Here is a 25,677-nt window from a genome sequence, read left to right as displayed (position 1 = left end):
GCTAGACAAAATACAAGGCCCACTATAAAGTCGCCCATAATCAAAATCAAGGTTTAATATGAAGTTACTCGTCTTTGCCCATAGGGCCGAAGCGCAGACATTTCTAAGACAAGCACAGTATAAATCCATTGATTTACACGGTCTAAGTCTATACCAAAACGAAGACTCCTACCTCCTCATAACAAAGGAGGGAATATTTAACGCCCTTGAGGGGGCTACTACGGTCCTAGCAAGTTTAGACAATATTGATTCCGTTATCAATCTAGGTGTGGCCGGAGGACTAGACTCAAGAGTTGAAAAGGGAGCTATTTATCAAATTAGAACTGCCTACTCTATCATCAACGATAAATTAGAATTTAAATCATATAGCTCAAATTCAACGAGCACTATAGATTGCATAACAAGTTCAAGTAGAACTCTTACAAAAGAGGAAGCTGATAAATTATCTTGCTTTGCTCACATAGTAGACCGTGAGCTATGGGCCGTAGCAAAGGCGGCAAGTAATTTTTCTGTAGAGTTTAAGGCCTTAAAGTTAATTTCAGATCTTCCCTACGCAGAGGAAAATGAAGCGGGAATATGTGAAATCGTTAAAGAGAAAGCAGAGGTCTATAGCGATCAGCTTTATAAAGAGTTTTTAAAGATAGAATATAAAGAAAACGAGAAAGCTAACTTTATTATCAATAACTATAAAGAGCTATACTTTACAGTTTCTCAGTACAGAAACTATACAACTCTTATTTCACAGCTGCTTACAAAATTTGAAACAGAAGAAGAAATCCTTAGAGAAATTAATATCGATTCCCTTCTAAATATAGAAGCACTACCAAAACAAAGAAGTGCTCTTTTATTAGAGAAGCTCAGAGAACTACTTACGCCCTTTAATACGAAGTTGAATAATCAAATCGAAGCGATTCTCCACCCTTTAAAACAAAGTGGTCTAAAAATTACCCTCTCTAAAAACTTAGAAAGTGATCAATTTAAAATTAGTGCCACTATTGATAATGAAGTTGAACTACAGAAGATCTCAAAGTCATTGAAGAATTTCAATTATAAGGACTACCAACTTATAATGAGAGGAAAGATTGATGTTTGATACAATCTTTGTTGAAACTGATTTAAAAAAGAATAAGCGTGCTCTTGAGATCATCGACACATTTAAAAGTGCCAGAGTAAAGTATATTGATAAAATCGAAGATATCTTCAATAGAGTAAAAAAGCCTTATCTACAAAAGAATGAATCTCTAAACTTATTCCTTGGAAATAAAAAAGGTCAATTAGTTAAAGAGGCTCCCGATGCCTATGGACTCTCTGGAGAACCTCACTACTATTTCATCCACGCTTATAATTGCATTTACGAGTGTAATTATTGCTACCTCCAAGGTTACTTTAATTCTCCAGATATCGTGGTCTTTCTAAATCATAGAGAGATTTGTGATGAGATTGAGAGAGTGACTCTTGATTGTGACAAAAAAGGTCTTACACCTTGGTTCCATGCTGGTGAATTCTCTGATTCATTGGCCCTCACTCATATTACAGGAGAGCTTGAGATTTATCATGAACTCTTCTCAAGGCTACCACAGGCAAAATTAGAGCTTCGAACGAAGTCTGCCAATGTTAAAGAACTACTGAAGCTCCCACCAAAAGAGAATATCATTACTAGTTTCTCTTTATCACCCGCAGATAAAATTCAAAAAAATGACCTTAAAACACCTTCGTTGAAGGCCAGGCTAGTGGCAATTAAGAAATTAGTCGAAGCAGGTCACAAAGTAGGAATACACTTTGACCCAGTCGTTTATGACAATGATTTCAAGGAGAAGTATCAGGACTTAATTAACGATCTCTTCTCAATTCTTCCTGTGCAAAAATTAGAGTATATCTCTGTAGGTGTCATTCGTTTTACTAAGGATGTCTATCATCAAGTAAGAAAGAATTATCCTGAAAGTGAGCTACTCTCAAGTGAGTTGATTAAATCCTTCGATGGAAAGATTCGATATAATAGGCCAATGAGATTATGGATTCTCTCAGCGATTAAAGAACTTCTCCTAGAGGCAGGAGTAAAGCAAGAGAAAATCTATCTCTGCATGGAAGATGACGACTTAGAATCAATAGCCAAGAGTTAAGTTATTTTCTATATCTCTTGATATTTGTCTTAGTTCAATACCGAGTTCTTCATTTCTTCTTAAGTAATCACTTAGTGAAATATAATTGGCCTCTCTACCCTGCCTTGGACCAAAGACCTCTTTAAACATACTATGATTCTCATTTAGTCTTCGACTTAGATCTTCAAGCTCAGTGCTAAAATTTAGTGGAACAAGTCCATTGTCGGCCATAATAAGAAGAACATTTGTGAAATAGAGTAAGTTTTCTACGGATCTATTCTTAGGTACAGTTTCTTTAACTAGAGTAAAGACTTCACTTACTAGTTGGTCTCGAACAATTGTTGGCCACTTTCTAAGTCTATAGGCCTCTAATACAGAGTCAATGAAGTTTAGGGCCTTAGGGTCTCTACAAATATCTATTCTTTCTAGTCTGGCAAAGAGAAGTCTCGGATCGATCTTTGGATCGCTTTCAACTGCTTTATAGACTTCTGCAAATAGTTCATCGGCTTCCGGGCGAAACATGGCCTCATTTAAAACTGTTGAAAACTTTGATCTAACATCATCTAAGTCTTCATACATAGAATCTTTGATATCAATATAGTTTTCGTTTTGAATCGTCTCATTGAGAGACTTAAGGCAATATGCTTCACGCACTTGGACCTGTTCTTCTAGTTTATTTAATTTAAAATTTAGTTCACTAACTTGCTTATCAAAAATAGGTTTGGCTGCAACTTTCTTGGGATAGAGTTCTTCCTCTTTTTCTATCTCTATCCTTCTCTCGCTTACCTTCTCTCTGTTTTCAGTAGCGATTTCATTGTAATGCTCTCTTAAGTTCGTAGGCTTAACAACATTTCGGAAATATATAATTGAGGCAACAATTATAATTAGCGATGAAATAAAAAGTATTTTATAAAGGTTTCTCTTCATAAGAATTTAATTCTTTCTCTCTTCTTTGCTCATAAATTTTATTTCTTCTATTATACTTCCTAAAAGCGCAATTGCGAATTTCAGCACTTCCCATCAATTTATACTTCTCTTTTCCAAATCCACTGCCATCATCTGTTTGCACTAAATAATTCTTCCATTCAATACTTGGCCCATCTATATAGAAGGCCATCTTCGCCTTCTTACAACGATCATAAATTTTAGTTATAAACTTTCTCTGATCTTTAGTGTCGTAGATAAATGGTAGAACTCTAAAGCAAAGTGCACTTCTCTCCATTTGAGAAATTTCAGTTTCAGTAATGGCCGAAATAAAATAGTCCTCAAAGTTCTCAAAGAAATTCTTGGCCGTATTTCTCACAATATTTTGAGAAGACTTAAGTCCTAGAACTAATTCTGAAAGATTGATCTCATTATTTGGCGAGTAAGTATTTAAGAGAGTCGTTACTAAATCAGCTTTAGTACTTAAAATAATTTCTTCAATATCCTGATCTAAGAGATTATTGGCCAACCTAGCTTCAAGCTCATAACTAACCATATCTCTTACTTTAGAGAAATAAACATTATTCCCTCTCTCGGCCAATTTTAAGATCTTAGTAATACAAGAAGTAATCTCAAAGCTCTTTTCTTCTTGTGGATCAGAACCGAAGAACTCAGGCCTTCCCCCATCCGTACGGCACTCACCCGGAAGTTGATCTTGAGATAAGCTTCTAGGTCTAAATGTTTCTTCAACTAGAGAGATAACCGTTTCAGTTAAGGCCTTTGTTTTTTGAATATTTGTAATTTGCGGATAATAACGGTGAAGAATACTAATACTTCCGTCTCTGCTACAACCTCTTGATCGTCCTTGGCATCCTAACTCAGTTAAAAACTCAATAATTCTTTGAGCATTATCTGAAATCATAATGAGACCACCTAGAGCATTGGTTTCTCCTCTAATGTCTCGAGTTGCCCCAACTAGTACCGAGTAGGCATCTACAGATATTGTACGGGCACGCTCTTGATTAACTAACTCTAAAACTTCTTCAACAATTAGAAGAGAATTTGTAATAGACTCAGTCCACTTTGAAATACTTAGCTCAACTCCTGTCTTTCTCACATATTCAATCAGTGAGCACTTATCATCTCCACAATAAGGAATAGATGTGATGCTCGGATCAAAAATTTGAAAAGGCATTAAGGACTTATCTCTCGTTACAAAAATAGGGTTCTCAACCGAGGACTCTCCACTACTTCCCCAAGCACTTGGATCAGGCGTAAGAGTTGGTGAGGCCATAATTGAAACCAGACGATCAATACCAATAACAATAGCATCTGTTCTCTGTGAATCATTTGAAATCTCAGAGAAGACTTTTGTTCTTAGAGTTCCATATGTTTGTAAGTAGCGCTTTATCTTCTTTAGAAGTTCACTCTGTAAAATAGGTTTCTCTCTATTTACAAGATCCCCTTCAGAAGTAATTGCACTTCCAGCGTAAACTTCATCTAGCCAATGAGCTAACTCTGAAACATGATTCTTTAAAAGCGTAAGCCCCTCGAAGTTAGGGCCATCTGTAATAGGATCATTTCTATAACTATCAACAAGCTTTTCCGTATCAACGGCCGAGCAGAATTGATCACTCAACGCTTTTGATACACAACGAAGTGCTGCGGGCATTTGAACTTCATCAATATCCTCTAATAAATTATTCTCTTTAAAGTGCTGGATGAATTGACCTAGAGATCTAATCACCATTGCTCCAGAAGAGAGCGCTAAACTAGTTCCAGGAGCAGCGAATGCCGACGTGGCCAAGAGAGAATTACTAAGTAGAGATGAAATTAAAGAAACTTTAGATTGAAAACATTGTGGATTTTGAGACCATGTCCCCAGAAAACCATCGACACTATTAACGACCTGTCTCGCTCCTGTTGCGTAACGACTTCTAAAATCACCAAAGCGTCCAAGGCCAGCTTGTGCATTAATAAGAGAGGCCTGTGAATTCAAAATCTCATTAGTCAAAAAGAGTTCTTCGTCAGGACTCAAAGATCCGCTAGATGAGAGAGAAGTATAAAGTGCAATTTTCTTTTCAAGCTCCAATCTCTCCATGCGATCATCACTATAGGTCATATAATTTTCGTAGAGCCTAGAATAGTCTGTAGACATTCGCTCCAACTCTATGGCCTGGAAGCAATTAGAGTTTTGATTAATCTCCCTAACAATATTTCCCATAATCTGCGCGTGCATTAATGAGCCTTGAACATGGGCCGTCGTAATACTTGGGCACAGTGGAGAATAGGCCTTTAAAAGAGTTTCAGAAACAGAGAGATTTGCATGTATATTTATGCTAAGAAGTAGCAAGATTATTACTTTCATCGATATTTACCTAATAAAATTTTGAGGTATCATCCCCAATATGGATACGTTAGACAAGGCATATTTAGAGCAAAATCTCCCATCTAAAAGGCTCTTAGAAGAGCGCGGTTATCTCAAATTTCATCTTCCATTTCCAAGCGAGCTTGCTAAGGCATTAGAACTTAAAGACTGGGACAAAATCGACCAGTTAATTTCTAACTACTTATGCTGTGGCGGCATTTTAAATTCAGTTATTTCCTACTATCAAGACTTCTCTCATTCTGAGCACATTATTGCCATTCGAGAGAGTGAAACAGATGAAAATGGAATCTGGCACGATGATGGATCCAGAGATATTGCTTTTACCTGGTCACTCAACACCGACTCAAATCTTGCAGGTGGTGAACTCCTCTTTAGAAAAAAGGGAGCAAGCGAGGAGGAACTCACCACTTTCACTCCTCCCCCAAAGGAAACTCTCATTATTTTCCTAACTGGTAGAGATGGTTATGAGCATAAGGTCAACAGAGTGAAGGCCGGAACACGGAGAACTATCGCTGGTTGGTGTAGCTTGGTGGCACCTAACTGGAGCCATTAAATAGTCTAAACTATTGAATATTCAATATAGGGTCAGTATTTTTCTTAGAAAAAATAAGCTGAGATTAAATTTGGCCCTTGAATTTTAATAATTTGAAGTATATATTAGCGAACCTGTAACGAATGATTATTAAAAACTGAATGCTGAGGCGTACAGACGAGGGTTTAAATATGGCACGTGTATGTGATTTAACTGGAAAAAGAAGACTTGTTGGGAACAAAGTTTCTCACGCAAAAAATAGAACTAAGATGACTCAAAAGCCAAATCTTCAAACGAAGAGAGTTTTTGATCCTGAGTCTGGGCAAACTATTAAGCTAAGACTTTCTACAAGTGCAATTAGAACACTTGATAAAGTTGGATCTTTATCTAAGTTCTTAAAGAAATATAAGCACATGTTCTAAATTAAAATTTTAAATTTAATTTATATGAAAAGCCTTCACTCGTTGAAGGCTTTTTTTATGGGCGCAATAAATGAGAACCACGGGAAGAATGAAGTGTGGTCCACGCATAATGAATTCATGACCCATACTCGATAAGATATGAGAGACTCCAAAGACAGAGGCCTCCGAAACTCTTGCTAAGCTTGTTAGAACTCCCCACATTGCACAGAACCCCAGTGCCCAATGAGAGAGCATTGGAATAAAGAGCAATATGGCCGCAAGAAAGTCTAGGCTTCCCATAACTTTTAAGAAGTTTCTCGCAAAGCTCTCATCACAACCAAGAATATTAATAACCATATCAATAAAGTTTCCAGGTACAGGAAAGATACCAAGAGCATAAGCTCCATGACCGATAAAAGTTAATGCCACCGCTATACGAATAAAGAGTATCAGTCTTTCACTCTCTCCTCTTCTCCAATAAAGAAGTAGAGCAAAGGGAGAGAACATCTGCGCAGAGTACTCAATAAACTGCGCTGGTATAAAGAACTTTGCCGACATATAAATAGCACTCAAAAAGACGAGATATACTCCACTCAGTAAGAGTAGCTTCTCTCCCTTTCTCAAATTTAAAATAGCAAAGAGAGAGCAAACGCAAAGAAAGCAGCCAATTAATATAACAAAGAGATTAATTAAGAAGTCAGTGAGAGGGTTTGTAACATAACTTCTCCAAGACCAACCAAAGAGATTAAATAATGGACTTAGAAGTGATTCATTCCAAAGAAGAATTCGAATGGGTACATCAAAGAAGAGATGCTGAATGCCGCGACCAATAAGTACAAAGAATGCACTAAAGCGCAGAAGAGTCTCTAGGATATTTCTTTGCTCTAACATTTTAATTCCTACTCTTAAGAGTTACGACTGCTCCTTCTTTAGGAGTCCAAACTTTTAAATTTGAAGGAATGGCAAAGCGGTTATCATCACTAAGAGAGCTCACTTCAAAAGCATTATCTACTGCAATAGTTCGCATCTCTACACTATCTCTATCTAGATGAATCCACTTAAATTGATTAAAACTTCCCGATGACCTAGTCCATGACTTATCGTCGTTATTATCTCTCAAAGGAGCACCCCAGCACCCCTCTCCGGTATAGACTGATCCTCTCTCATCATCTCTAACAAAGCCTTCATCGTGTCCATCTTCGTGGCTAGGCTTCACAGGATAAGTGGTTTTAACAGTATGGGAGTCGGACTCAACTACTAAGTTCATCCCATGCTCGTAGAATAGCGGGGCCCAAGCTTGATAGATGCGATCATTCTCACTCTTCTTGGCCGTATGTGGGCGCATTGGTCGGTGATAGAGAGCAAACTTCCAAATAGAACTCTCACTCTGAGAGAGCTCATCACGAAGCCACACAAGCTGGTCTCCGTTAATTGAAATTTCTGAATTTAGAACAAAGACTTTTAGAAGATCATTTCCAAAGGAGACGGAATAGTAAACTCCACTGGCCGTATCAAATAATTTAGAGATCGACTCGTTGCGAGCTTCGTGATTTCCTCTCGCCACAATTACTGGAGTAATTCTTCCGTCAGCTGCGATAGTGTGATCCCAATCTATAAACCACTTCTTCCACTGACCTGATAAGTCTAAGCTGGTCATATCTCCACCAAAGAGAACGAAGTCGGCCCTAAGCTTAGAAACTAATTTATTGGCCGCTACTCTAGGCGTTCGATTGTTTCGAGAGTCTCCACCTGCAATAATTGAAAGCCTTGTCTCTTCATGATCATCGATTGTCTTAAACCAATATCTCTTAGAGAGCTTTCCATCAGTTGCTCTAATAATAAAATAGTACTTTGTATTTGGTGTGAGCTCTCTTAGGTGAACAACAGCATTGAACATAGATTTATAGAGAGTTAATTTTTGAACTTTTACTTTATTTCTATAAGCGTAGAAATCATCACCATGATCTATTGTATCGTAGAAGAGAACCTGGTCCTTTCCATTTTCAGACTTGGTATCCCAAATAATTTTCATGGTTGTCGAAGGGTTTTCTGACCATGTCAGCCTTACTTTAGAGACCGTATCTTGCACCCATGGCCAACCATTCGCAATAAAACTTGAAACAGCAACCAAAATTGATATGACAGCTAACTTCCTTATCAGCATAGAAACTCCTATTTAATAGGAATATCTTATCAATAGCAAAACTTCACTGTCTACCAATTCACTAAGTGTGGACCTTACATAGGCCCACATTTATCACTAAACAAGAATCTTTGTAGGTTTAGAGTCCTCTCCTAGGGCAACAAAAGAGAAACTCCCCTCTAGTGCCAGCTCTCTTGAGTCTTCTAACATTGCTTCAACAAAGACCTGAACTTGAACCTTGATACTTGTGCGTCCAACTTGAACGACATTTCCAACTAACTCTACAATAGTTCCAGCAGGAATTGGCTTTTTAAAGTCCAGTCTATCTGTTGAAACAGTCACAACTTTTAAGCGAGTAAAACGAGTTGCTGTGATAAAGGCAACCTCATCCATCCACTGCATGGCCGTTCCGCCAAAGAGAGTGTCGTAGTGGTTAGTAGTATTGGGAAAAACTGCTTTGGTAACACGCGTTTGAGACATACGCGCTCTTTCTTCATAATTTGAAGTCATCTCATACCTCCTCGGGTGGAAAATGTTTTTGATAGAGATCGGACTATAACCGTTGCGGGACAGCGAGGAATCACACCTACTTCATCTATCGATGGCAAGACTTTAATTTGTTTTGATAGTAAAGACAATTAAAAAACCCCACTTTCGTGGGGTTTGTGGGCGGAATTTAAATTATAGGAGTTAATTCAAATTAGTATTGTACGTCTACAGAGTCGATTACAAATCCCCATTTTGAAACTGATCTATCTGACTTAAATGTAACAGTCATAGTCTCACCTTCAACATACTCAGAAGTGTAATCTTCTTTTGTTCCAGAAACTTTTTCAGCGATTGCTCTACTTGAATCAGAAACTTCTAGAACATCATAACCTTTTTCAAGATCTAATTTTCTTACTCTTAATCTAATGAACTTAGCTCCTGGGAAGTTATAAGTTCTAGACTCAGTAAGGTTGTGACCATATGGGTGCTCTGATTCCCATACTTCATCAAGAGATACAGTTTCCCACTCACTTGGATTTGGCATATTTCTTACAGGAATAGTATTTGTTAGTAGGTTATAAGCATTTAATCTACCAGCATTAATAGTCTTACCTCTAAGAGAAGAAAGTGGCTCAGAAGTTGCCATTAGTCTATTTCTTAGCTCTTCAACATCCATTCTACCGTTTTGAGCAATTAATAAACCAATTGCACCAGAAACGTGAGGAGTTGCCATTGAAGTTCCTGAGTAAGAAGCATATCCACCATTCTTAACAGTTGAAAGAATGTTGTGCCCTGGAGCTGCAATATGAACAGTATTTCTTCCGTAACAAGAAAAACTTGCTAAAGAATCAGAAGAAGTTGTTGCCGCAACAGAGATTACGTTCTTAACATCATAGTTTGATGGGTAATGTGGTCTTGAATCATTATCAGTTGAAGAGTTTCCAGCTGCAGCAGTGAAAACAATTCCTTTGTCAGCTGCTCTTTGGATTGCATCTTCTAGAGCTTGAGAGCGTCCGCCCCCTCCCCAAGAGTTTGACATAATATCTACATTCATTTTTGTAGCATAATCAATCGACTTAATTGCACCTTCAGTTGAACCTGAACCGTTGTCAGCTAAGAACTTGATTGCAACAAATTCTACGTCGGCCATTACACCAGCTACACCAATATCATTATGAGAAGCACCAATTGTTCCCGCACAGTGAGTACCGTGTGAGTGACCATCTCTAGGATCTCCGTCATTATTTGCAAAGTCATATCCATGAATATCATCTACATATCCATTTCCATCATCATCAACACCTTCTTCACCATTTAGCTCAGCAAGGTTTGTCCACATCTGATCTTTAAGGTCAGGGTGGTTATAATCGATACCAGTATCAATAACTGCAATTCTAACTCTCTTATCACCTTGAGTAAGTGACCAAGCTTTCATTACATCAATATCTGCACCAGCTACACCTGCTGCACCTGTAGGATCATTAGAACCTGTATTAGCTAATCCCCAAAGTTGACCAAACTTAGGATCAATTGGAGTATATGCATCTGACTGTACAGTTAGTGGAGAAGCAATATAAGGGTTGATGTTAAATGTTGAAACAGGCTTAACGATTTCATAGATAAAGTTAGGCTCTGCATATTCAATATTTGGATTATCAGCAAGAAGAGTTGTCATGCTCTTCATTGATTTAGTTTCATCAAACTTTACAACAAATAGAGTTTCGTTAGTAAGATCAATTGTTCTATCTAACTCAACACCTAATGACTTGAAAGAAGTGAAAGCACTCTTTTCAGAACCAGCTTTCATTTTTACAATCATTTCACCTGGAACATACTTTGCTGCCATACCTGAAGCAGTAATGGCAAATGCAGCTGCACCTAACATAATATGCGATTTTTTCATTCTCCCTCCTTGGAGTATAAGGTTCTTTCTAAACCTGACAAAAATACATAGCTATCAACTAAATAAATTAACGTATTTAATTATTAAGTCGCTCTCTGAGAATAAACTAGAGGTAATAATTACCATTATACCCTAACCTCCCATTCCATCGTGAAATGTGAGAAAATGTTAGTTATGATTTATAACAATTCTACTGATCCAGTATTCATAAAAAAAATTTCCTTAAAGATATGGTCTTTAAAAGATGAGCTTAAATCGGTTATTCAAGAGAAAATAAAAAACTCTCAAGATGATCACCTCACTATTGAAGAATTAAAGAAAGAATACTGCACTAAAAGAGATGTTGTAGATAATGTTATCCCTCTCCAGTCAGATGATGATCTCGACACGGGTGAAGATGAGATGGCGGCAGCACTTGCAGCAGCTGAATCTGAGGGTGAAGCAAGCGAAGAAGAATCCAATGAAGAGCAGCCTAGTGAGGATGATTCTTCAACAGGGCCACAAGAAGAAGTCCAAGTCATTCAAAGAACTCCCCTATTAAGCGATGATGATATCTCTATCGGCAGGACAATTCTGGCCGAAGTAGGAATGGATAGAATCTACTTCTTCAGTAGTAAACCATTTCTCAATGGTCAAAGTATTGTAATCGAATTTGTTATTCCTAAGAGGTTCGTAGTGAATGCTAATATTGTTTTCTGTCGTGAATACAATATGAAAAGTAGAATTATTTCTAAAAATAGACTTCCTTATAGAATTGGTGCTGACTTCTCTTTCTTAAAAGAGGGAGAGAGAACGCTTCTAAGACAATTTATTCATTCTATTGAGCCAGAAGTTCAAGAAGCTCCTGTTATAGAAGCTAAGCCTAAGGAAGATGAGGAAGATTTCGACGAATTCGACGATCTCGATCTTTAATGACTAACCGACTCGGCCGCAATTGCGAACTCTTCAGCTCCAGCGGCCTTGGCAATATCCATAACTTCAACGGCCATTCCAAGTTTAGAACTCTTATCCCCTTCAAAGATAACTAATTTAGAGTTTTCACTAGCAAGTGATTCTGAAATAGCTTGCTGTAAATCATTCCAAGATACTTTCTTCCCTTGAACAGAGATCTCCCCTCCTTCACTCATGGACACAAGTACAGAGGCCCCTTCTTTCTTCTGTGTTTTAGAAACAGTCTTAGGAATATCAATATCAAGTCCAGACTCTAGCGAAACAGATGAAGTCACCATAAAAATGATGAGTAGAACAAGCATGATATCGATAAGAGGAGTCATATTAATATCAGCAATGATTTCTTCTTGATCCTCTTCATTAAATTTAAGAGACATATTCCTTCCCTAGATAAGATCCATTAAGTCTTGCATTCTATTCTTAATTTCCGTATTCACACTCGTAAGTCGATTTTGAAAGTAATTATAAAGAATCACTGCCATAACAGCGACGATAATTCCAGCAGCTGTAGCAATAAGCGCCTCCGAAAGACCACTGGCGACTACTGCAAAACCACTCTTTCCTGAAGCTGCAATCGATTGAAAAGATTTAATAATCCCCACAACAGTTCCAAACAAACCAATGAATGGAGCAGATGATCCAATAGTACCTATTATCCAAAGAGATCTTTTGAGCCCTTGTTGAGTTTCTATGAGCCTTCTTCCAAGTCTCATGGACCATTGTTCTCTCGTAAGTTCTTCGCTTTCAAAGAGAGTTAAGTATGGTGTACTAAGAAGCGGATGGATACTATGAGAAAGCCCCTTGGCCTCATGAATTTTATTTTCTTTTAATAGCGCCTGTCCCTTTATAAACATCAGGTCGATATCTTTTTTTAGATTATTTAAGAAGCGAATTTTTTCAAATGTAACAAACCAAACGAGTAGTGAACAAAGCAGTAGTGGATACATTATAAAACCACCAGCATTAAATAATTCAAACATATTGTGTCCTAGATAAATCTATTATTTAAGGCATTAATCATCTCTATACTTACTCAATTTATCAAGTTAGAATAATTCAAAAGGATACTCTAGCTTTGAGGTTTAAGTGCTTGTTAAGATTTCGACAGATCGCACAAAGTCGGCCAATTTTCTCATTATCATGTTTGCTCTCGTTCTCTTTATCGGAGGGCTGGCCAGTGAATTCTTTCAAGCTCCTTTAAATCAAAATACTGCCCTAAGCAGATATCAGCTTCTACTAAAACCAGAAGAAGTTGATCAAATTGACTCCATTGAATTAGAGAATAGACTTGGAACTTTTAAAATTGATAAGGACAAATCTCAATCTTGGTCATTAACTTCTCCTAGAAACCTGCCAAGTAATAGTTCAACGGTAAAGTCTATCCTCGATAACTTAAAAGAAATTAAAATAAGACAAATCCTGCCAAAGGATACAATTAATATTTCTAACTTTTCACTCGACTCCCCTCTTATGAAGTTAAAAATTTCATATTTTGGAGGGAAAGAGAATTATTTAAATATTGGATTGGTAAATCCTATTGATAACTCTACTTATGTAACCTTTTCAAATAAAGATGCCATCTACCATGTGGATGCACTAAAAAACTCTATGGAGGGGCTCAGTCTTTCTAACTTTATTGAGCCAAAGATTTTTACGCAAGACCTTAAGTCTATTCAAGATTTTAAAATCTACAGAGGAAAAATTCCATCAACAAATCAGAGACTCTCTATTCGTAGTGAAAAAGATGGTTGGATTGATAATAGTGGAAACACCCTAGAGCCAAAGGCCGTAGAAGATTATCTCATGGAGCTTCTCTCATTAAAGTCTTCACTTATTTTAGATAAGAGAACTGAAAAATTAGATGAAGCTCTTACAAGATACTTCTCCAACCCAAGTTACACTGTTGAAGTTCTTGATAAGTCCGGTGAGAAAGTTTTCTATGAAGTCTCATATCTCATTAACACTCTACCAGACATAAAGATGGAGAAGAGACAAACCTTTATCGTAAAGGCCTCTAATAGACCTCATCCCTATGTAATAGAAAAGCAATTCTTGAATTCTTTCAGTAAGTCACAAAGATCATTTAAGAAGCTTTCAATTAAGAAGCTTTTTTACTAACGACTTTAGAGTTTGAAGGTAGAGAAGTTTCTTTTACAATCTTAGCTGGGTCCACAAAAACTTTAATAAAGTTCTCAATGATCATAGAGTTGTACTTCGTCACCTGGTCTTGGTCTAAGAGAATTTTCTTAAGGGCACCTGGTGGATCTAATTCACCATCAATCATAATATGAACAAAGTCATTTGCAAGGCAAACAATATTGGCGAGGGTTAAAATTTTCGATCCTTTCTTCTTATATGGAAAACCTGTTCCATCATAATACTCATGATGCTGAAGAATAATTTGTTTTACCGAGTTATTAATCATTCTATTTTCTTCTATAATCTCAACACCAATTTGTGGATGTGTCATATAGAGGGCATATTCATCATCATCCATCTCTAGAGGTCTTTTCTCCATCAACTCTTTTGGAAGTTTCATTTTTCCAATATCGTGAAATAAACAGGCCAGAGCGGTTGCTTGAATAGTTGTCTTCGATTGCCATTCAAATTGTTTAATAATGGCCGTTGAAAATAACGTCACTAAAAAAGAATGAGTGAATGCCGTTGGATCAAATTCTTGATAACTCTTTAGAGTTTTATAGAGGTCTTTCTCTTGTTCTACGAGATTATAAATATTCTCACAGACTTCTTTCCCCTGCTCCACCACTTGTGGCTTCATTCCCTGAGTATATGCTTCTTGAATATACTTATCAGCGACATTTCGAACCATCTTAACTTTTAAGTCTGTTGGAACTTTCTTATTATCAATCAACTTACTTGCGAGTTGATTATGATACTGAATAAACTTTCTTCTATCCGAGTTGTGAAAATAGAGATGCTCAACATTCTTTTCATTTCTATACTTATCAATTCTCTCCTTAGAGAATGTATCTCCTGAGTGAAGGATCTTTATATATTTACTAGACTTAAGTTTTATATAGACATCAAAGAGAACAGCTTTTGCTGAGTAGAAGTCATCAATTCTTACTTTTGTGAACTCTTCATCAGAGTTATCAACTTCAACTTCTTCTGACTGTCCTTCTCTTCGTTGAATGTTTTTCATGAAGTCTCCGAGTGACTGATGCCCCTCTAGAACTTCTTTTATATATTCAACTTCAAATGGCTTAATCAGAATTTCAACAGTCGCAAACTTCTTAAGCTGATCCTCTGTCACTCGTTCTTCATCTAAGATACTTTGGCTCTCTAAGATAACAAGCACTCTTTGATTAGGATGATTTCTTTGGATAAATTTGAGAACTTGAAGACCACTGTGATTTTGTAAGTCAAAGTTTAGAACTACTGCGAAGAATTTATCATTGTAGAGAGCAAGTTGCGCATCCTTACCACTACTCACGGCGACCACTTCATAGAACTGTTCCTTCAAAACTTTTGAAGCTTTTTCAAGCCATGTCTCGTTTGGATCTGCTAGTAGTATTTTTAAGGCCAAAGTTCCCTCGCAACAATTAATCAATCTGCTTAAAACTCATCGGCAATTGGAATGGGAAAATTAAGGAAAAAAAGAAGAGAATTGAGGCTAACTATTTGATATTACAAAATATAAAAAGCCCACTAAAAAGCGGGCTTAATATAAAGAATTTCTAATAACTTACTATTTGATTTCTTTGTGGATCGTGTGTCTTTTTAAGAAAGGGTTATACTTCTTAATTTCAAGACGATCTGGTGTCGTTTTCTTGTTCTTTGTTGTTGTGTAACGAGATGGAGATTTTCCAAGCTTTCTCGCCTCAGTACACTCAAGTGTAATCACTACTCTTGGTCCTTTAGCCACGTTTTCCTCCGGATAAATATATCAAAATACAGTTTCTAAAAGTTTTCGAATGCCAAAACTACTAGATTTTCATTGGCATGACAACCTATAATTGATAAAAACAGTAAAAACGCCAAGGATTCAATTTATATGTTAGCGGCCAAAGAATTAACACTAGAGAACTGGACATTTGTACACTATAAGACTCAGCAGTACAAGGCCTTCATTTCCATGGGAGCTTCTCCTAAAACTCAAGAAATTCAATACTTTGTAACTGTTACCGATAATGAGAACCAGGAAATCTTTCAAAGCTCCCACAGTGTGCTCGAAGATGCCCTCTCTGATATAAATAAAAGGTATGGACATTGGAGCATCTTCGATGCTGAGAATCCTCCAGAGAGTGATGGTTGCTCATCTTGTAGCGCCCACTAAAAACATAGTGATTTTGACGCTCTCTCTTGACAAGAAAGGCAAAATTAGCGAAATTACACCCTCAAATAATTAAATAAGTACCTTGTAGCAGGCAAGGAAAACAAAGGAATAATTATGAAAACAGGTATTCACCCAGAGTACAGAGACGTTTTATTTTTTGACGTATCATGCGACAAGAAATTTGTAATCAAGTCTACTATCCAGACTGATTTAACAGAAACTTTTGAAGGTCAAGAGTATCCACTAGTAAAACTAGATATCTCTTCTGAATCTCACCCATTCTATACTGGAACTCAGAAAATCGTTGACTCTGAAGGACGTATCGAAAAATTCAGAAAGAAATTCGGTGGAGCATACGCTTCAAAACTTAAGAAGTAATTTTAAAATTAATTTTCTTAAATATGAGAGGGCCAATTACTTGGCCCTTTTTTTATTGCTTTAATTTCTTTATCGTCGAGATAAGTAATTCACTTGCTCTAGTCTTTACTCTATCAGCTCTATATATAAGACAGATATTATCTTTAAACACAGGTGCATTTTCTAGACTAACTAATTTCTTATTGGATGTTCCTACTACTTTACCAGGAAGAATTCCAACTCCGGCACCACTTTCAACCAGATCTCTTAAAACTTCTAAATTATCAGAGTGAATAATTCTTTTAAAATCATTTCTCTGCTTCTTAATTTTCTGCATAAGACTAGATGTTTGAGTTAAGTCTGGATCACATAAGAGAACATCATTATTTTTATTATTTAAACTCTCCCACAAAGTCACCTCATCACTGATTAATTTTATGATAACAAGATCCGGGTGATTGACAGGGTTTACAACGATTCCCATATCTAATTGATGAGAAATCACCTGCTCTGTGACAATGCGACTCGAGTCGTGAAATAGACTTACTTCTAAATGAGGGTGCTTACGATAAAGATCAGGAAGGAAATCTCCAACTGTGTAAAGAGCTACGGAAGGGTGAACTCCAATTGAATAGATTCCCCTAATATCATCTTTCTCTTTAATAATTTTTGACTTTAATTCAAACCACTCTTCAAGGAACTTCTTTGATTCTCTTTGAAAGCTCTCCCCATGTCTTGTAAGAGTCACTCCTGTTTTTGAACGAACTAAGAGAGAAACCCCAAGAGAGCTCTCTAAGCGCTTTATTGCAAGAGTAAGCGTTGGTTGAGTCACTCCAAGTCTTTCGGCCGATCGACTTAAGTTCAATGTTTTTGCAACTTCTAAAAAGTATTGTATGTCATTAGAGCTAGGTAACACTTTTTCCCCACTAGAGTAATTTCACTTTAAAGTGACCAGAGTTAATTTCTTTCATTATCTCATAATCAAAATCAATTCCGACAGAAATCTTCTGTAAAGATTTTACTTCTTTCTTACTCAGAGTTTTCTTCAAAACTTCGAAGGTGGCCATCTTAAGCTCCCCTTCACTCTCAAAGCAAACTTCCCAATCAAAGGAGAACTTAGACTCTCTTAAAAAACGAACCATACGAGCACGTTTAGGCCCTTTCAAGTTTGTCTTCGTATAAACATGAGCAATGAGAGGCATGGTCTTGCGATCAAGCTTAGCAATCTGTGAAAGTCTTTCAAAATCTACTTCATGAGTCATCCGAAGAACTTGATGGCACCAATCTTCCTGTCCTTCTTCAATCTTCTTTTGCACAGGGCACTTAGACTCAATATTTGCACAAGGAAATGCACATTGAAATCCTAACTCGCGCATTTGCTCTCTAAGCTTTAGCACCTCAGTGAACATAGCACTTGTTCCTGGCTCAATGATAATTAAATTCTCTGGTGCATGAAGCTTAACTAAATCCATTAACTTCTCAATACCCATCTCATTCAATGAGTGACCAAGAAGCAGAGTTTCACCTTTAAAGCTCTTAGGCATAGTTGATCTAAAGGAGATCTTCTGGTTCTTATAAAGACATTCGTTAATCTTTTGGGCCTGCTCTACCATGAGCTCACTTGTATCTACTCCTACAACTTCCACGTCTCCGTCAAAGTACTCATCAAGAGCAAAAGCAAATGTCCCAGGACCTGTCCCAAGATCAACAATTGTCGACGACTTGATACTCTCTTTAACGTCATCGCTTAGCATATCAAAAACAAATTCTAATTTTGGTATATTCGAAGGTAAGTAAAAGAGCGTGTAGGCAGAAACCATTTCTCGGTCCATAACATACTCTTTTATTTTTGATCGCTGTGAAGTAAAGCCTTTTGAAACCGCCGTTAGATTTTGAACAACACTGTGATCAGAGATAGACGGAACCAGAAGTGAACTTCGAAGTTCTTTAAATGTAAATTTCATAAGATCTATACTACAGGAATTCTCTCTAAAAAAAAGAAGAGGCCGACAATGTCGACCTCAGCATTAAGATAGCTATTTTCAGACTAAGCCCAATAAGTCTAAATCCAGCCCAGAAAATAGAATTTCTCCCACTTTCACTAAACTTATCGGCCCTATATAAAATACTTTAACTTAAGATTTACTAAAGGATTATCTCTCCCCTAAATCTTTGTAATTACGCTCAGTTGCACCTGTATAAATCTGTCTTGGACGACAAATCTTCGCCGCAGGATCCTCTCTCAGCTCTTTCCACTGAGACATCCAACCAGGAAGTCTTCCCAGTACGAACATTGCTGTGAACATATTCGTTGGGATACCTAGTGCCTTGTAGATGATTCCTGAGTAGAAGTCTACATTTGGATAGAGCTTTCTCTTTACGAAGTACTCATCTTCTAGTGCTTGCTTCTCAAGTCCTTTTGCAATTGTTAAAAGAGGGTCATTAACATTTAACTTCTCTAAAACTTTATCACATTGAACTTTGATGATCTTAGCTCTTGGATCAAAGTTCTTATAAACTCTATGTCCAAATCCCATTAGCTTGAATGGATCTTCTTTATCTTTCGCTTTTTCAAGAGCTTTCTCAGCATCTCCACCAGCATTTTTAATTTCTTCTAGCATCTCAAGTACTGCTTGATTAGCACCACCGTGCAATTGACCCCAAAGAGCATCAATTCCACCAGAGATTGTTGCAAAGATATTCGCGTGAGAAGAACCAACTACTCTCACTGTTGAAGCAGAACAATTTTGTTCGTGATCAGCGTGAAGAATAAGAAGAACATCTAGTGCTTTCGCAACTTCATCATCTGCTTCTCCAAACATCATATTTAAAAAATCTTTACTATAAGAAAGACTTGAATCTGATTCAATTGGATCTAGTCCTTGAGAGTTTCTATATGATCTCGCAACAATTAACTTAACTTGACCAAGTAGTTGGGCAAATAGCTCTTCCTTATCATTATCCGTAGGGTTTGGACCTAAGTGATCTTGGTAGTAAGCAGATAGAGCTGCCGTTGCACTTGATAGAACACCCATTGGATGAGCAGTCTTTGGGAATGTAGAGATAATTGTCTCTAGCCCTTCAGGAAGTTTATTGAAACTAGCAACTTTCTTTTCAAAGTTCTCTAGTTGCGCTTTAGTTGGAAGCTCACCGTAGTAAAGTAGCCAAGAGACTTCTAGGAAATTTGATTTTTCTGCTAATTGCTCGATTGGATATCCTCTATATCTTAGAATCCCCTTCTCACCATTTAAGAAAGTTACTGCAGAAGTACATGAACCAGTATTTACAAAACCATTATCTAAAGTAATGAAGCCAGTCTCGGCCCTAAGTCTAGAAATATCAATCGCCTTTTCGCCCTCACTCCCTTCTATTACAGGAAGTTCGATAGTCTTATCCCCTAAATCAAGTTTTGCATTACCTGCCATATATACTCCTTTAAAAAAATAAATTAAAAAATTAGATACAAAGAATTTTGAATGAAAATCAAGGAAATCTAGTGCTCTAACTGCATCTTACTATCACGTAAGTAGGTATAATGTCGAGCGCAAAGCGTCCAAAGAGCATTTGTCTAGCTTAGAGAGCTAGACCAGGCCACTGGATCAGATTGCCAAGAATTTAACATTACATGCTCTTCGGCAGAAATCAGTTTTTGCTCAAGGGCCAAAGATGTAATTGTAGAAAAATTTGTTAGACTAATCGACTCAATGTTGAACTTCTCTATAACCTTCTTGGCCTGCTCCATCTCGTAGCTCACAATACTTAAGACCCCAACAGGCTTAAGCCCGCTAGCTATCGCCCCTTCAAGGGCATCTTGTAAGCTCTTGCCTTGATTAATTAGGTCCTCAATTAAAACAATAGACTGTCCACTTGAGTACTTACCTTCTACTTGATTCTGTTTCCCGTGACCCTTGGCTTTAGAGCGAATATAGATCATTGGGGAGTCGATTTCGTGAGCAATGAAAGAGCAGTGAGGAATCCCCGCAGTTGCGAGTCCGGCCAATTGATCAAAGCCCCAGCCACTCTCGTTCAGCTTTTCGATAAAATATTTCACAATTTTCTTTCTGTGGGCCGGGAGACTTAGTAACTGTCTATTATCACAGTAAATTGGCCCTCGAAGTCCAGATGCATAGTGAAAAGGATCAGATGGTCTAAGTTGTAAGCATCCACTTTTTAATAGAATATCAGCAACTTCCAACTCACAATTCATTTTTGACCCCTTGTGTAAATAGGTTAAGACCCTACCTAATTCATTGACTATGTTTCAAGCAAAAGTATACATTTCGCTCCATCACAGGGTCAATAAATCAAAGAAGGAATTTTATGATTAAGATAATCGTTACGACACTAGCGCTGATTGCGAGTGCAACCTCAGGGGCGCAACTCACTCATAGTGCAAACTCACCTCTTCTAGCAGGCACAAAAAGTGCTAAGAAGAATTTATCAACTGAAGATAATTATAATTTAACGCTTAAGAAAGAGGCCCTTGGGCACTTCTTCTTACTTAAGACTTCACTCATCGATACACCTCCTGCTCCAACAGGAAATCCAATGGCCTCCAAGGTTATCTTCTTTAAAAAGAGTGGACCTTTTATTGGAATGTTTGAATCTACAAGTGGAAAGGTTGTTACTGACTCTGTTAAGACGCAAATTCTCTTAGCAAAGTTTCCAATCCTCAATGAAACAAATACGAGCATCACATTTAACTTTGAAGAAGGAATGAAAACTCTCTTCTTAAAGGGATCGTACTATATTGCGAGAGAAGGCAGTGACCCTTCAAAAGAGAGTTCATATATTGTTCACGAGAGTTTTCTAAATAAGGTAGAGCTTGTTAATAAGCATATCTTCATTGAGCAATTTTTAAGAGTTGAAACTCCGGCCAGTGGAAAAGAGCCGGCCGAAATTTCACCAGTGCATATTAAGTACGACTTCTCTACATATACAAAGAATGAAAATTTTACTCCAACTCCTAGCCCAGGCTTCTACAATGTTGGTTACTTTGAAAACCACCCTATCTACCCAGTGGATGCCGATGGAAATATTAACGAGTACACAGCGACTTATATTAAGAAATTCGATATTTCAAAACCAGTAACCTACTACATTACAGATAATACTCCAGCTAAGTGGAGAGCTGCTGTAGAAGAAGGTGTTCTTTACTGGAACAAGGCCTTTGGCCGAGAGGTATTGAAGGTAGCAGCACTTCCAAAGGATGCTTCTATTTTTGAACCTGGATATAATATTGTTCAATGGCTAGATTGGGATACTGCCGGTTTTGCCTATGCGGCCACGAGTTCAGACCCTCTAACAGGGGAAGTTCAAAACGCTCACGTCTTTATGACAAGCTCTTTTGCCATCGGTTCATATCAAACGGCTAAGACATACTTTGAGCGCTTCAAGAAAGAAGACCACACAAATAAGAAAGTCTTTGGCCTTAAAGGTTTTGCATCAGCTATCACTTGTGAAAATAGTGAGCAAAGAGCTGAAGCTGATCTTGAGAGATTTAACGCTCTCGTTGAAACAATGGAAGAGAAAGAGCTTAGCGAGCAAGAAAAAGAGATTATTTATACTCGCTATGTAGCAGATTATATCAGAGAGGTTGTGGCCCACGAAGTAGGACATACTCTTGGTTTTAGACATAACTTTGCGGCGAGCTTAGATACAAATATTGATTCTAAAAATTACGATAAAATCTCTAAGCACTATCTTCTTACTGGAGAAGTTGACAGTGAAGTCATTCCAGGAAGTTCTGTTATGGATTACACTCCAGGGTTTTTCTCAAGCCTAGCTGGAGCAAAAATTAGATTAGAAGAGAGTGCACTACTTTACGATCAGCACGTAGTAGATGTTGCCTATAAAGGAGCATCTTCTTATAGCAATCTACACTTCTGTACTGATGATCATGCTGGTGAATTCTTTGATTGTTACAGATTTGATGCCTTCAATAATGTTTTAGAAGAAAAGAAATATGGTAGTGAAAGATCGATGAAAAATATCGCTCATGGACTATTAAAAGATACTTTTAATTTCCTAAGTAATGATCAACTCACTCATGAAGAAAAGATTTCGAAGTTTGATACTATCTACTTAAATGGTACTTCTGATGGACTTTATATGGCCAAGAATCGTTTCAAGGAATTAGCCCTTAGAGCGAAGAAAGGCGCGAAGAGTATCAAGAGTGGATCAAATCTTGAAACAGAGTTTCTTAAAATTGGTGGCCTAAGCCATAACCTTATTGAGTTCATTACACCAAAGAAGAAAGAAGGAATACTTCTCTCCGACTATAATAGAATGTTTATCACTCACTTCTTAGATCTCTCAAAGAGTTACTACCAAGAGTACTTAACTCCAGAGCTTGAAGAGAAGTTGAATGAGGCAGCTAAGAAGTATGCCCTAGAAATGGAATCATCTTTTCTCTATGAAGCTCTTCCACATATTACGACAGAATTTCATTATAAAGATGATAACTTTAATAAGGACTTCTCAAATCTTGTAAAAGTACTTTTTTCTACAAAGTCAGAAGAAGAACTAGTTCAAGGAATTTATACTCCTTATTACAACTATAAAAATGGAGAAAAGTCTCTTCGAAAGAGAGCCTCTGCTTTCTTACATTTTGATTTCTTCCCTAAATCTTATAGCTTCAAGAGAACTATAAAGAATTTAAAAAGTGAATTAGCAGAAGACTTAAATCAATTAGAGTCTATGATTAGTTCACTATATGGAAGTCTAGAGCAAGCACCTGATGCGATCTATGATTACTTCTTCCAAGAAAAAGAAGAGATTTACAGAAATTAAAAAAGTAAAAGGCCTTCTAAATGAAGGCCTTTTTTTTTACTCAAAATCTAACTTGGGGAGTTCGATTATAAAGCGCATATTCTCACAGTGCTCATCTAAATAGAAATTCCCACCGTGTTTTAAAATGATTTCTTTTGAAATACTAAGTCCAAGCCCTGTTCCTTTATCTGAATCTTTCGTTGTAAAAAACGGCTGCATTATTTTCTTAGCGATTTCGGAAGCAATTCTCTCTCCGCTATCAGTTAAGGAAAATATAACTCGGTCTTCAAGCTCCACCATATCTAAGCTTATCCACCTCTCTGCTTGTCTAGTACTAAGAGAGTCATATGAGTTATTCAAAAGGTTAACGATGACTTGAGAAATTTGTTCAGGATGACATTCGATAGAAATATCATCAATATTGTCCATCTTATTTATAAGCTCTATACCCGCTAAGCGTATTCTCTCTTTTGATATATCTATAGTAGATTCAATAATCTCTTTAAAGTTTCGAACTTCTAATTCATCTAGCTTTGACTTTCTAGAAATCAAGCGAAGCCCCGAGATAATACTTGTAACTCTCTTACAATGGCGTTGAATCATTTGAGAGATATTTTTTAACTCGTGAACATCTAAGATTCCCCTCTCAATAGCGGAGTCAATCTTAGAAGCATAGCCATTTATTACGAAGAGAGGGTTATTAATTTCATGCGCGATCCCTGAGGCCATTTCCCCAAGGGTGGCCATCTTGGCTGCGTGATTTGAGCAGAGCTCCTGACCAAATAAATCTCTCGTCTCCATATTTTTAAAGAACGAAGATAGAATTCCTACAGCAAGCATTAGTTCATCTTCAATTTCATTCCAATTTCTTTCTTCTTTGTAGTCAAAGAGAGAGAGATTTCCCCAGTGGGTAGAATTGAAATAAATAGGAGCAATGAAAAAAGACTTTAGTCCATTGTCCATAAAGAAATCACCTATCTTAGTTTGGTTAACAACTTCGCTCATTGAATTTCTAAAAAGAGGTTTTCCTATGGCCAAAGTATTTGAAAAGATCTCGTAGATATCCTCATAACTAAAGCTAGAGAGTAGCTCATCGTCAACTCGCTTGATTTCGTCGCTAACTTTCCACTCATAAATATTTTCAACATAGATTCTATTAGTCTCTTCATTTAAAAAATTCTTATCAATGAGAACACAGTCCAAACGTAACTCTGTGGCCAAGAGCTTTAAACAACGATCCAGACCCACCTCTAGGTCTGAAGTATTAAGTAAAACTCTGTTCATTTCATTAATAAGTGATAAGAAATTCATTCATCTCTCTTTAAGTTAAATTATGTAAGACTTATCTTAAACTACAACAAGTAATTGAAACGCTGATCAATATCACAACTTACTATAATTATTAACTTTAGTATAATTTATCGCCAAAAGGCAAAATGAAGAAAAGAGTTAGAAAGTTTTAAAATCGCCAAATTTCTTTGTCGCACAAGTACTATAAGAGTTTAAAAGTACATATTTTAAGGCCCTGAGCTTTGTCTTTTTCTCGAAATGCTTCAGCTGAAAACTCCTCTCTTAAAAATTCCCACTCTCTCTCATCACTAAGAAAGAGATCTTTTAAAAATTGAGTGCTTTCAAAGGGTGAATTTAAGCAGGCCATAAATTGACCTTCAGGCTTTAGATAGCCTCCAAGCTTTTTAATAATCTTTGCGTAATCTTTCTTATAGTAGAAACTTTTTCCTTGGTTGGATGGAGGATCACATATAATCAAGTCGAAAGGGCCAAGACGCCCTATTTGATTATGAGATTTTAATACATCCCAATTCTTATATATAACACTTCCCTCGATACCATTTAAGCGATGATTCTCTCTTCCTATATTAAGAAAGGATTTCTTTTGATCGATATTTACTACTTTATTGGCTCCTCCCAACATAGCAGCAACTGAAAGAGAGCAAGTATAACTAAAGAGGTTGAGAATATCGAGGCCTCTACAATTTTCAATTAACTCTGCTCTCTTTTCTCTCATATCCAGGAAGAGACCAGTATTTTGATTACTAGCTAAATTCACTAAATACTTAGCACTATGCTCTTTAACACTATGAGGATTAGGGAGATCATTACCAAACTTTGTCAGAGAGTTTTCTCTATTAAAACGCTCCTGAAAAATCACAGTATTCCTTGTGGAATATTTAACAATTAAAAATGACCTTAAATCTGAGATATCTTCATCTTTAAATTGAGAAACAAAAATTGCAGGAGGATATAAGTCTATATTCACTTCCTCCAACCCTGGATATGTCCCTCCGCGTCCGTGTAGAATACGAGTCACTTCTGCTCTTTCAATAGCACTATCAATCTCTATTTCTAAACTTTTAAAATTAATTTCTCTCTCACTCATGAATTCGCCCACAGGTGTTTGCA

The 25,677-nt window shown here is 37.0% G+C and carries 25 protein-coding genes; 9 read left to right on the top strand and 16 right to left on the bottom strand.

Annotated features, from left to right (window positions below):
- The first annotated feature begins 58 nt into the window (after positions 1-58).
- Together BMS_RS05000 and BMS_RS04995 are read left to right on the top strand one after the other, a co-directional pair.
- Positions 59-1,093 carry a hypothetical protein gene (locus BMS_RS05000; protein ID WP_014243706.1) on the top strand — a complete coding sequence of 345 codons (1,035 nt, stop codon included), beginning with the start codon at positions 59-61 and terminating at the stop codon, positions 1,091-1,093.
- A complete protein-coding gene (locus BMS_RS04995) occupies positions 1,086-2,120 on the top strand; it encodes an SPL family radical SAM protein (protein ID WP_014243705.1) in 1,035 nt (344 codons plus the stop codon). Before BMS_RS05000 ends, BMS_RS04995 begins: the two co-directional genes overlap by 8 nt.
- Here BMS_RS04995 and BMS_RS04990 read toward each other — a convergent pair.
- Positions 2,103-3,026, bottom strand: a complete 924-nt coding sequence (locus BMS_RS04990; RefSeq protein ID WP_014243704.1) for a hypothetical protein — start codon at positions 3,024-3,026, stop codon at positions 2,103-2,105. The two genes, BMS_RS04995 and BMS_RS04990, sit on opposite strands and share 18 nt — an antisense overlap.
- On the bottom strand, positions 3,007-5,391 hold the full coding sequence (locus BMS_RS04985; protein ID WP_014243703.1) for a hypothetical protein: 2,385 nt from the start codon (positions 5,389-5,391) through the stop codon (positions 3,007-3,009). Before BMS_RS04985 ends, BMS_RS04990 begins: the two co-directional genes overlap by 20 nt.
- Before the next feature lie 40 nt (positions 5,392-5,431).
- On the opposite strand from BMS_RS04985, the gene BMS_RS04980 reads away from it, so the two are divergent.
- Both BMS_RS04980 and rpmB read left to right on the top strand, forming a co-directional pair.
- Complete coding sequence (locus BMS_RS04980) at positions 5,432-5,965, top strand: 2OG-Fe(II) oxygenase (protein WP_014243702.1); 534 nt, start codon at positions 5,432-5,434, stop codon at positions 5,963-5,965.
- Positions 5,966-6,135: 170 nt separating this feature from the next.
- A complete protein-coding gene (rpmB, locus tag BMS_RS04975) occupies positions 6,136-6,366 on the top strand; it encodes a 50S ribosomal protein L28 (RefSeq protein ID WP_014243701.1) in 231 nt (76 codons plus the stop codon).
- Positions 6,367-6,381: 15 nt separating this feature from the next.
- On the opposite strand, the gene BMS_RS04970 is transcribed toward rpmB, so the two are convergent.
- From BMS_RS04970 to BMS_RS04955, 4 genes are all read right to left on the bottom strand, one after another.
- On the bottom strand, positions 6,382-7,236 hold the full coding sequence (locus tag BMS_RS04970) for a hypothetical protein (protein WP_014243700.1): 855 nt from the start codon (positions 7,234-7,236) through the stop codon (positions 6,382-6,384).
- A gap of 1 nt (position 7,237) precedes the next feature.
- Positions 7,238-8,509: a purple acid phosphatase family protein gene (locus BMS_RS04965; protein ID WP_014243699.1), complete on the bottom strand. Its 1,272-nt coding sequence runs from the start codon at positions 8,507-8,509 to the stop codon at positions 7,238-7,240.
- A 96-nt stretch (positions 8,510-8,605) separates the two neighbouring features.
- Complete coding sequence (locus BMS_RS04960; RefSeq protein WP_014243698.1) at positions 8,606-8,998, bottom strand: acyl-CoA thioesterase; 393 nt, start codon at positions 8,996-8,998, stop codon at positions 8,606-8,608.
- 190 nt (positions 8,999-9,188) lie between these two features.
- The gene (locus tag BMS_RS04955) at positions 9,189-10,880 is read right to left on the bottom strand and encodes a S8 family serine peptidase (protein WP_014243697.1); all 1,692 of its coding nucleotides are present in this window, start codon (positions 10,878-10,880) and stop codon (positions 9,189-9,191) included.
- A gap of 174 nt (positions 10,881-11,054) precedes the next feature.
- Here BMS_RS04955 and BMS_RS04950 point away from each other — a divergent pair, with 174 nt between their 5' ends.
- Entirely contained in the window at positions 11,055-11,792 is a 738-nt protein-coding gene (locus BMS_RS04950) for a PilZ domain-containing protein (RefSeq protein ID WP_014243696.1), read from the top strand.
- On the opposite strand, the gene BMS_RS04945 is transcribed toward BMS_RS04950, so the two are convergent.
- On the bottom strand, positions 11,789-12,208 hold the full coding sequence (locus BMS_RS04945) for an ExbD/TolR family protein (protein WP_014243695.1): 420 nt from the start codon (positions 12,206-12,208) through the stop codon (positions 11,789-11,791). The genes BMS_RS04950 and BMS_RS04945 overlap by 4 nt on opposite strands.
- Before the next feature lie 9 nt (positions 12,209-12,217).
- Positions 12,218-12,811: a MotA/TolQ/ExbB proton channel family protein gene (locus tag BMS_RS16725; protein WP_014243694.1), complete on the bottom strand. Its 594-nt coding sequence runs from the start codon at positions 12,809-12,811 to the stop codon at positions 12,218-12,220.
- A 106-nt stretch (positions 12,812-12,917) separates the two neighbouring features.
- Between BMS_RS16725 and BMS_RS04935 the strand changes: the two genes are divergently transcribed.
- On the top strand, positions 12,918-13,949 hold the full coding sequence (locus BMS_RS04935; protein ID WP_014243693.1) for a DUF4340 domain-containing protein: 1,032 nt from the start codon (positions 12,918-12,920) through the stop codon (positions 13,947-13,949).
- On the opposite strand, the gene BMS_RS04930 is transcribed toward BMS_RS04935, so the two are convergent.
- Positions 13,930-15,378: an HD domain-containing phosphohydrolase gene (locus BMS_RS04930; RefSeq protein WP_044557304.1), complete on the bottom strand. Its 1,449-nt coding sequence runs from the start codon at positions 15,376-15,378 to the stop codon at positions 13,930-13,932. The two genes, BMS_RS04935 and BMS_RS04930, sit on opposite strands and share 20 nt — an antisense overlap.
- A gap of 162 nt (positions 15,379-15,540) precedes the next feature.
- On the bottom strand, positions 15,541-15,717 hold the full coding sequence (gene rpmG / locus BMS_RS04925) for a 50S ribosomal protein L33 (RefSeq protein ID WP_014243691.1): 177 nt from the start codon (positions 15,715-15,717) through the stop codon (positions 15,541-15,543).
- 129 nt (positions 15,718-15,846) lie between these two features.
- Here rpmG and BMS_RS04920 point away from each other — a divergent pair, with 129 nt between their 5' ends.
- Positions 15,847-16,128 carry a hypothetical protein gene (locus BMS_RS04920; RefSeq protein WP_014243690.1) on the top strand — a complete coding sequence of 94 codons (282 nt, stop codon included), beginning with the start codon at positions 15,847-15,849 and terminating at the stop codon, positions 16,126-16,128.
- A gap of 114 nt (positions 16,129-16,242) precedes the next feature.
- The gene (locus BMS_RS04915) at positions 16,243-16,506 is read left to right on the top strand and encodes a type B 50S ribosomal protein L31 (RefSeq protein ID WP_014243689.1); all 264 of its coding nucleotides are present in this window, start codon (positions 16,243-16,245) and stop codon (positions 16,504-16,506) included.
- Positions 16,507-16,558: 52 nt separating this feature from the next.
- On the opposite strand, the gene BMS_RS04910 is transcribed toward BMS_RS04915, so the two are convergent.
- The 4 genes from BMS_RS04910 to BMS_RS04895 form a co-directional block, all read right to left on the bottom strand.
- Positions 16,559-17,401 (bottom strand): LysR family transcriptional regulator, encoded by an 843-nt coding sequence (locus tag BMS_RS04910; RefSeq protein WP_044557303.1) that lies wholly within the window; start codon positions 17,399-17,401, stop codon positions 16,559-16,561.
- A gap of 10 nt (positions 17,402-17,411) precedes the next feature.
- A complete protein-coding gene (locus tag BMS_RS04905; protein ID WP_014243687.1) occupies positions 17,412-18,449 on the bottom strand; it encodes a small ribosomal subunit Rsm22 family protein in 1,038 nt (345 codons plus the stop codon).
- A gap of 189 nt (positions 18,450-18,638) precedes the next feature.
- Entirely contained in the window at positions 18,639-19,910 is a 1,272-nt protein-coding gene (locus tag BMS_RS04900) for a citrate synthase (RefSeq protein ID WP_014243686.1), read from the bottom strand.
- 143 nt (positions 19,911-20,053) lie between these two features.
- On the bottom strand, positions 20,054-20,692 hold the full coding sequence (locus BMS_RS04895) for an orotate phosphoribosyltransferase (protein ID WP_014243685.1): 639 nt from the start codon (positions 20,690-20,692) through the stop codon (positions 20,054-20,056).
- A gap of 113 nt (positions 20,693-20,805) precedes the next feature.
- On the opposite strand from BMS_RS04895, the gene BMS_RS04890 reads away from it, so the two are divergent.
- Positions 20,806-23,277 carry a zinc-dependent metalloprotease gene (locus BMS_RS04890; protein WP_014243684.1) on the top strand — a complete coding sequence of 824 codons (2,472 nt, stop codon included), beginning with the start codon at positions 20,806-20,808 and terminating at the stop codon, positions 23,275-23,277.
- A 36-nt stretch (positions 23,278-23,313) separates the two neighbouring features.
- Here the strand turns inward: BMS_RS04890 and BMS_RS16720 are convergent, their stop codons facing one another.
- Both BMS_RS16720 and BMS_RS04880 read right to left on the bottom strand, forming a co-directional pair.
- Positions 23,314-24,567: a GAF domain-containing sensor histidine kinase gene (locus BMS_RS16720; protein WP_014243683.1), complete on the bottom strand. Its 1,254-nt coding sequence runs from the start codon at positions 24,565-24,567 to the stop codon at positions 23,314-23,316.
- A gap of 181 nt (positions 24,568-24,748) precedes the next feature.
- Positions 24,749-25,654, bottom strand: a complete 906-nt coding sequence (locus BMS_RS04880; protein WP_052590577.1) for a class I SAM-dependent methyltransferase — start codon at positions 25,652-25,654, stop codon at positions 24,749-24,751.
- Positions 25,655-25,677: the final 23 nt, after the last annotated feature.

This window comes from Halobacteriovorax marinus SJ (genome assembly GCF_000210915.2).
Classification (GTDB): domain Bacteria; phylum Bdellovibrionota; class Bacteriovoracia; order Bacteriovoracales; family Bacteriovoracaceae; genus Halobacteriovorax; species Halobacteriovorax marinus.
The sequence above is the reverse complement of the archived record's forward strand: the minus strand, read 5'-3'. Positions and strand labels throughout refer to the sequence as shown.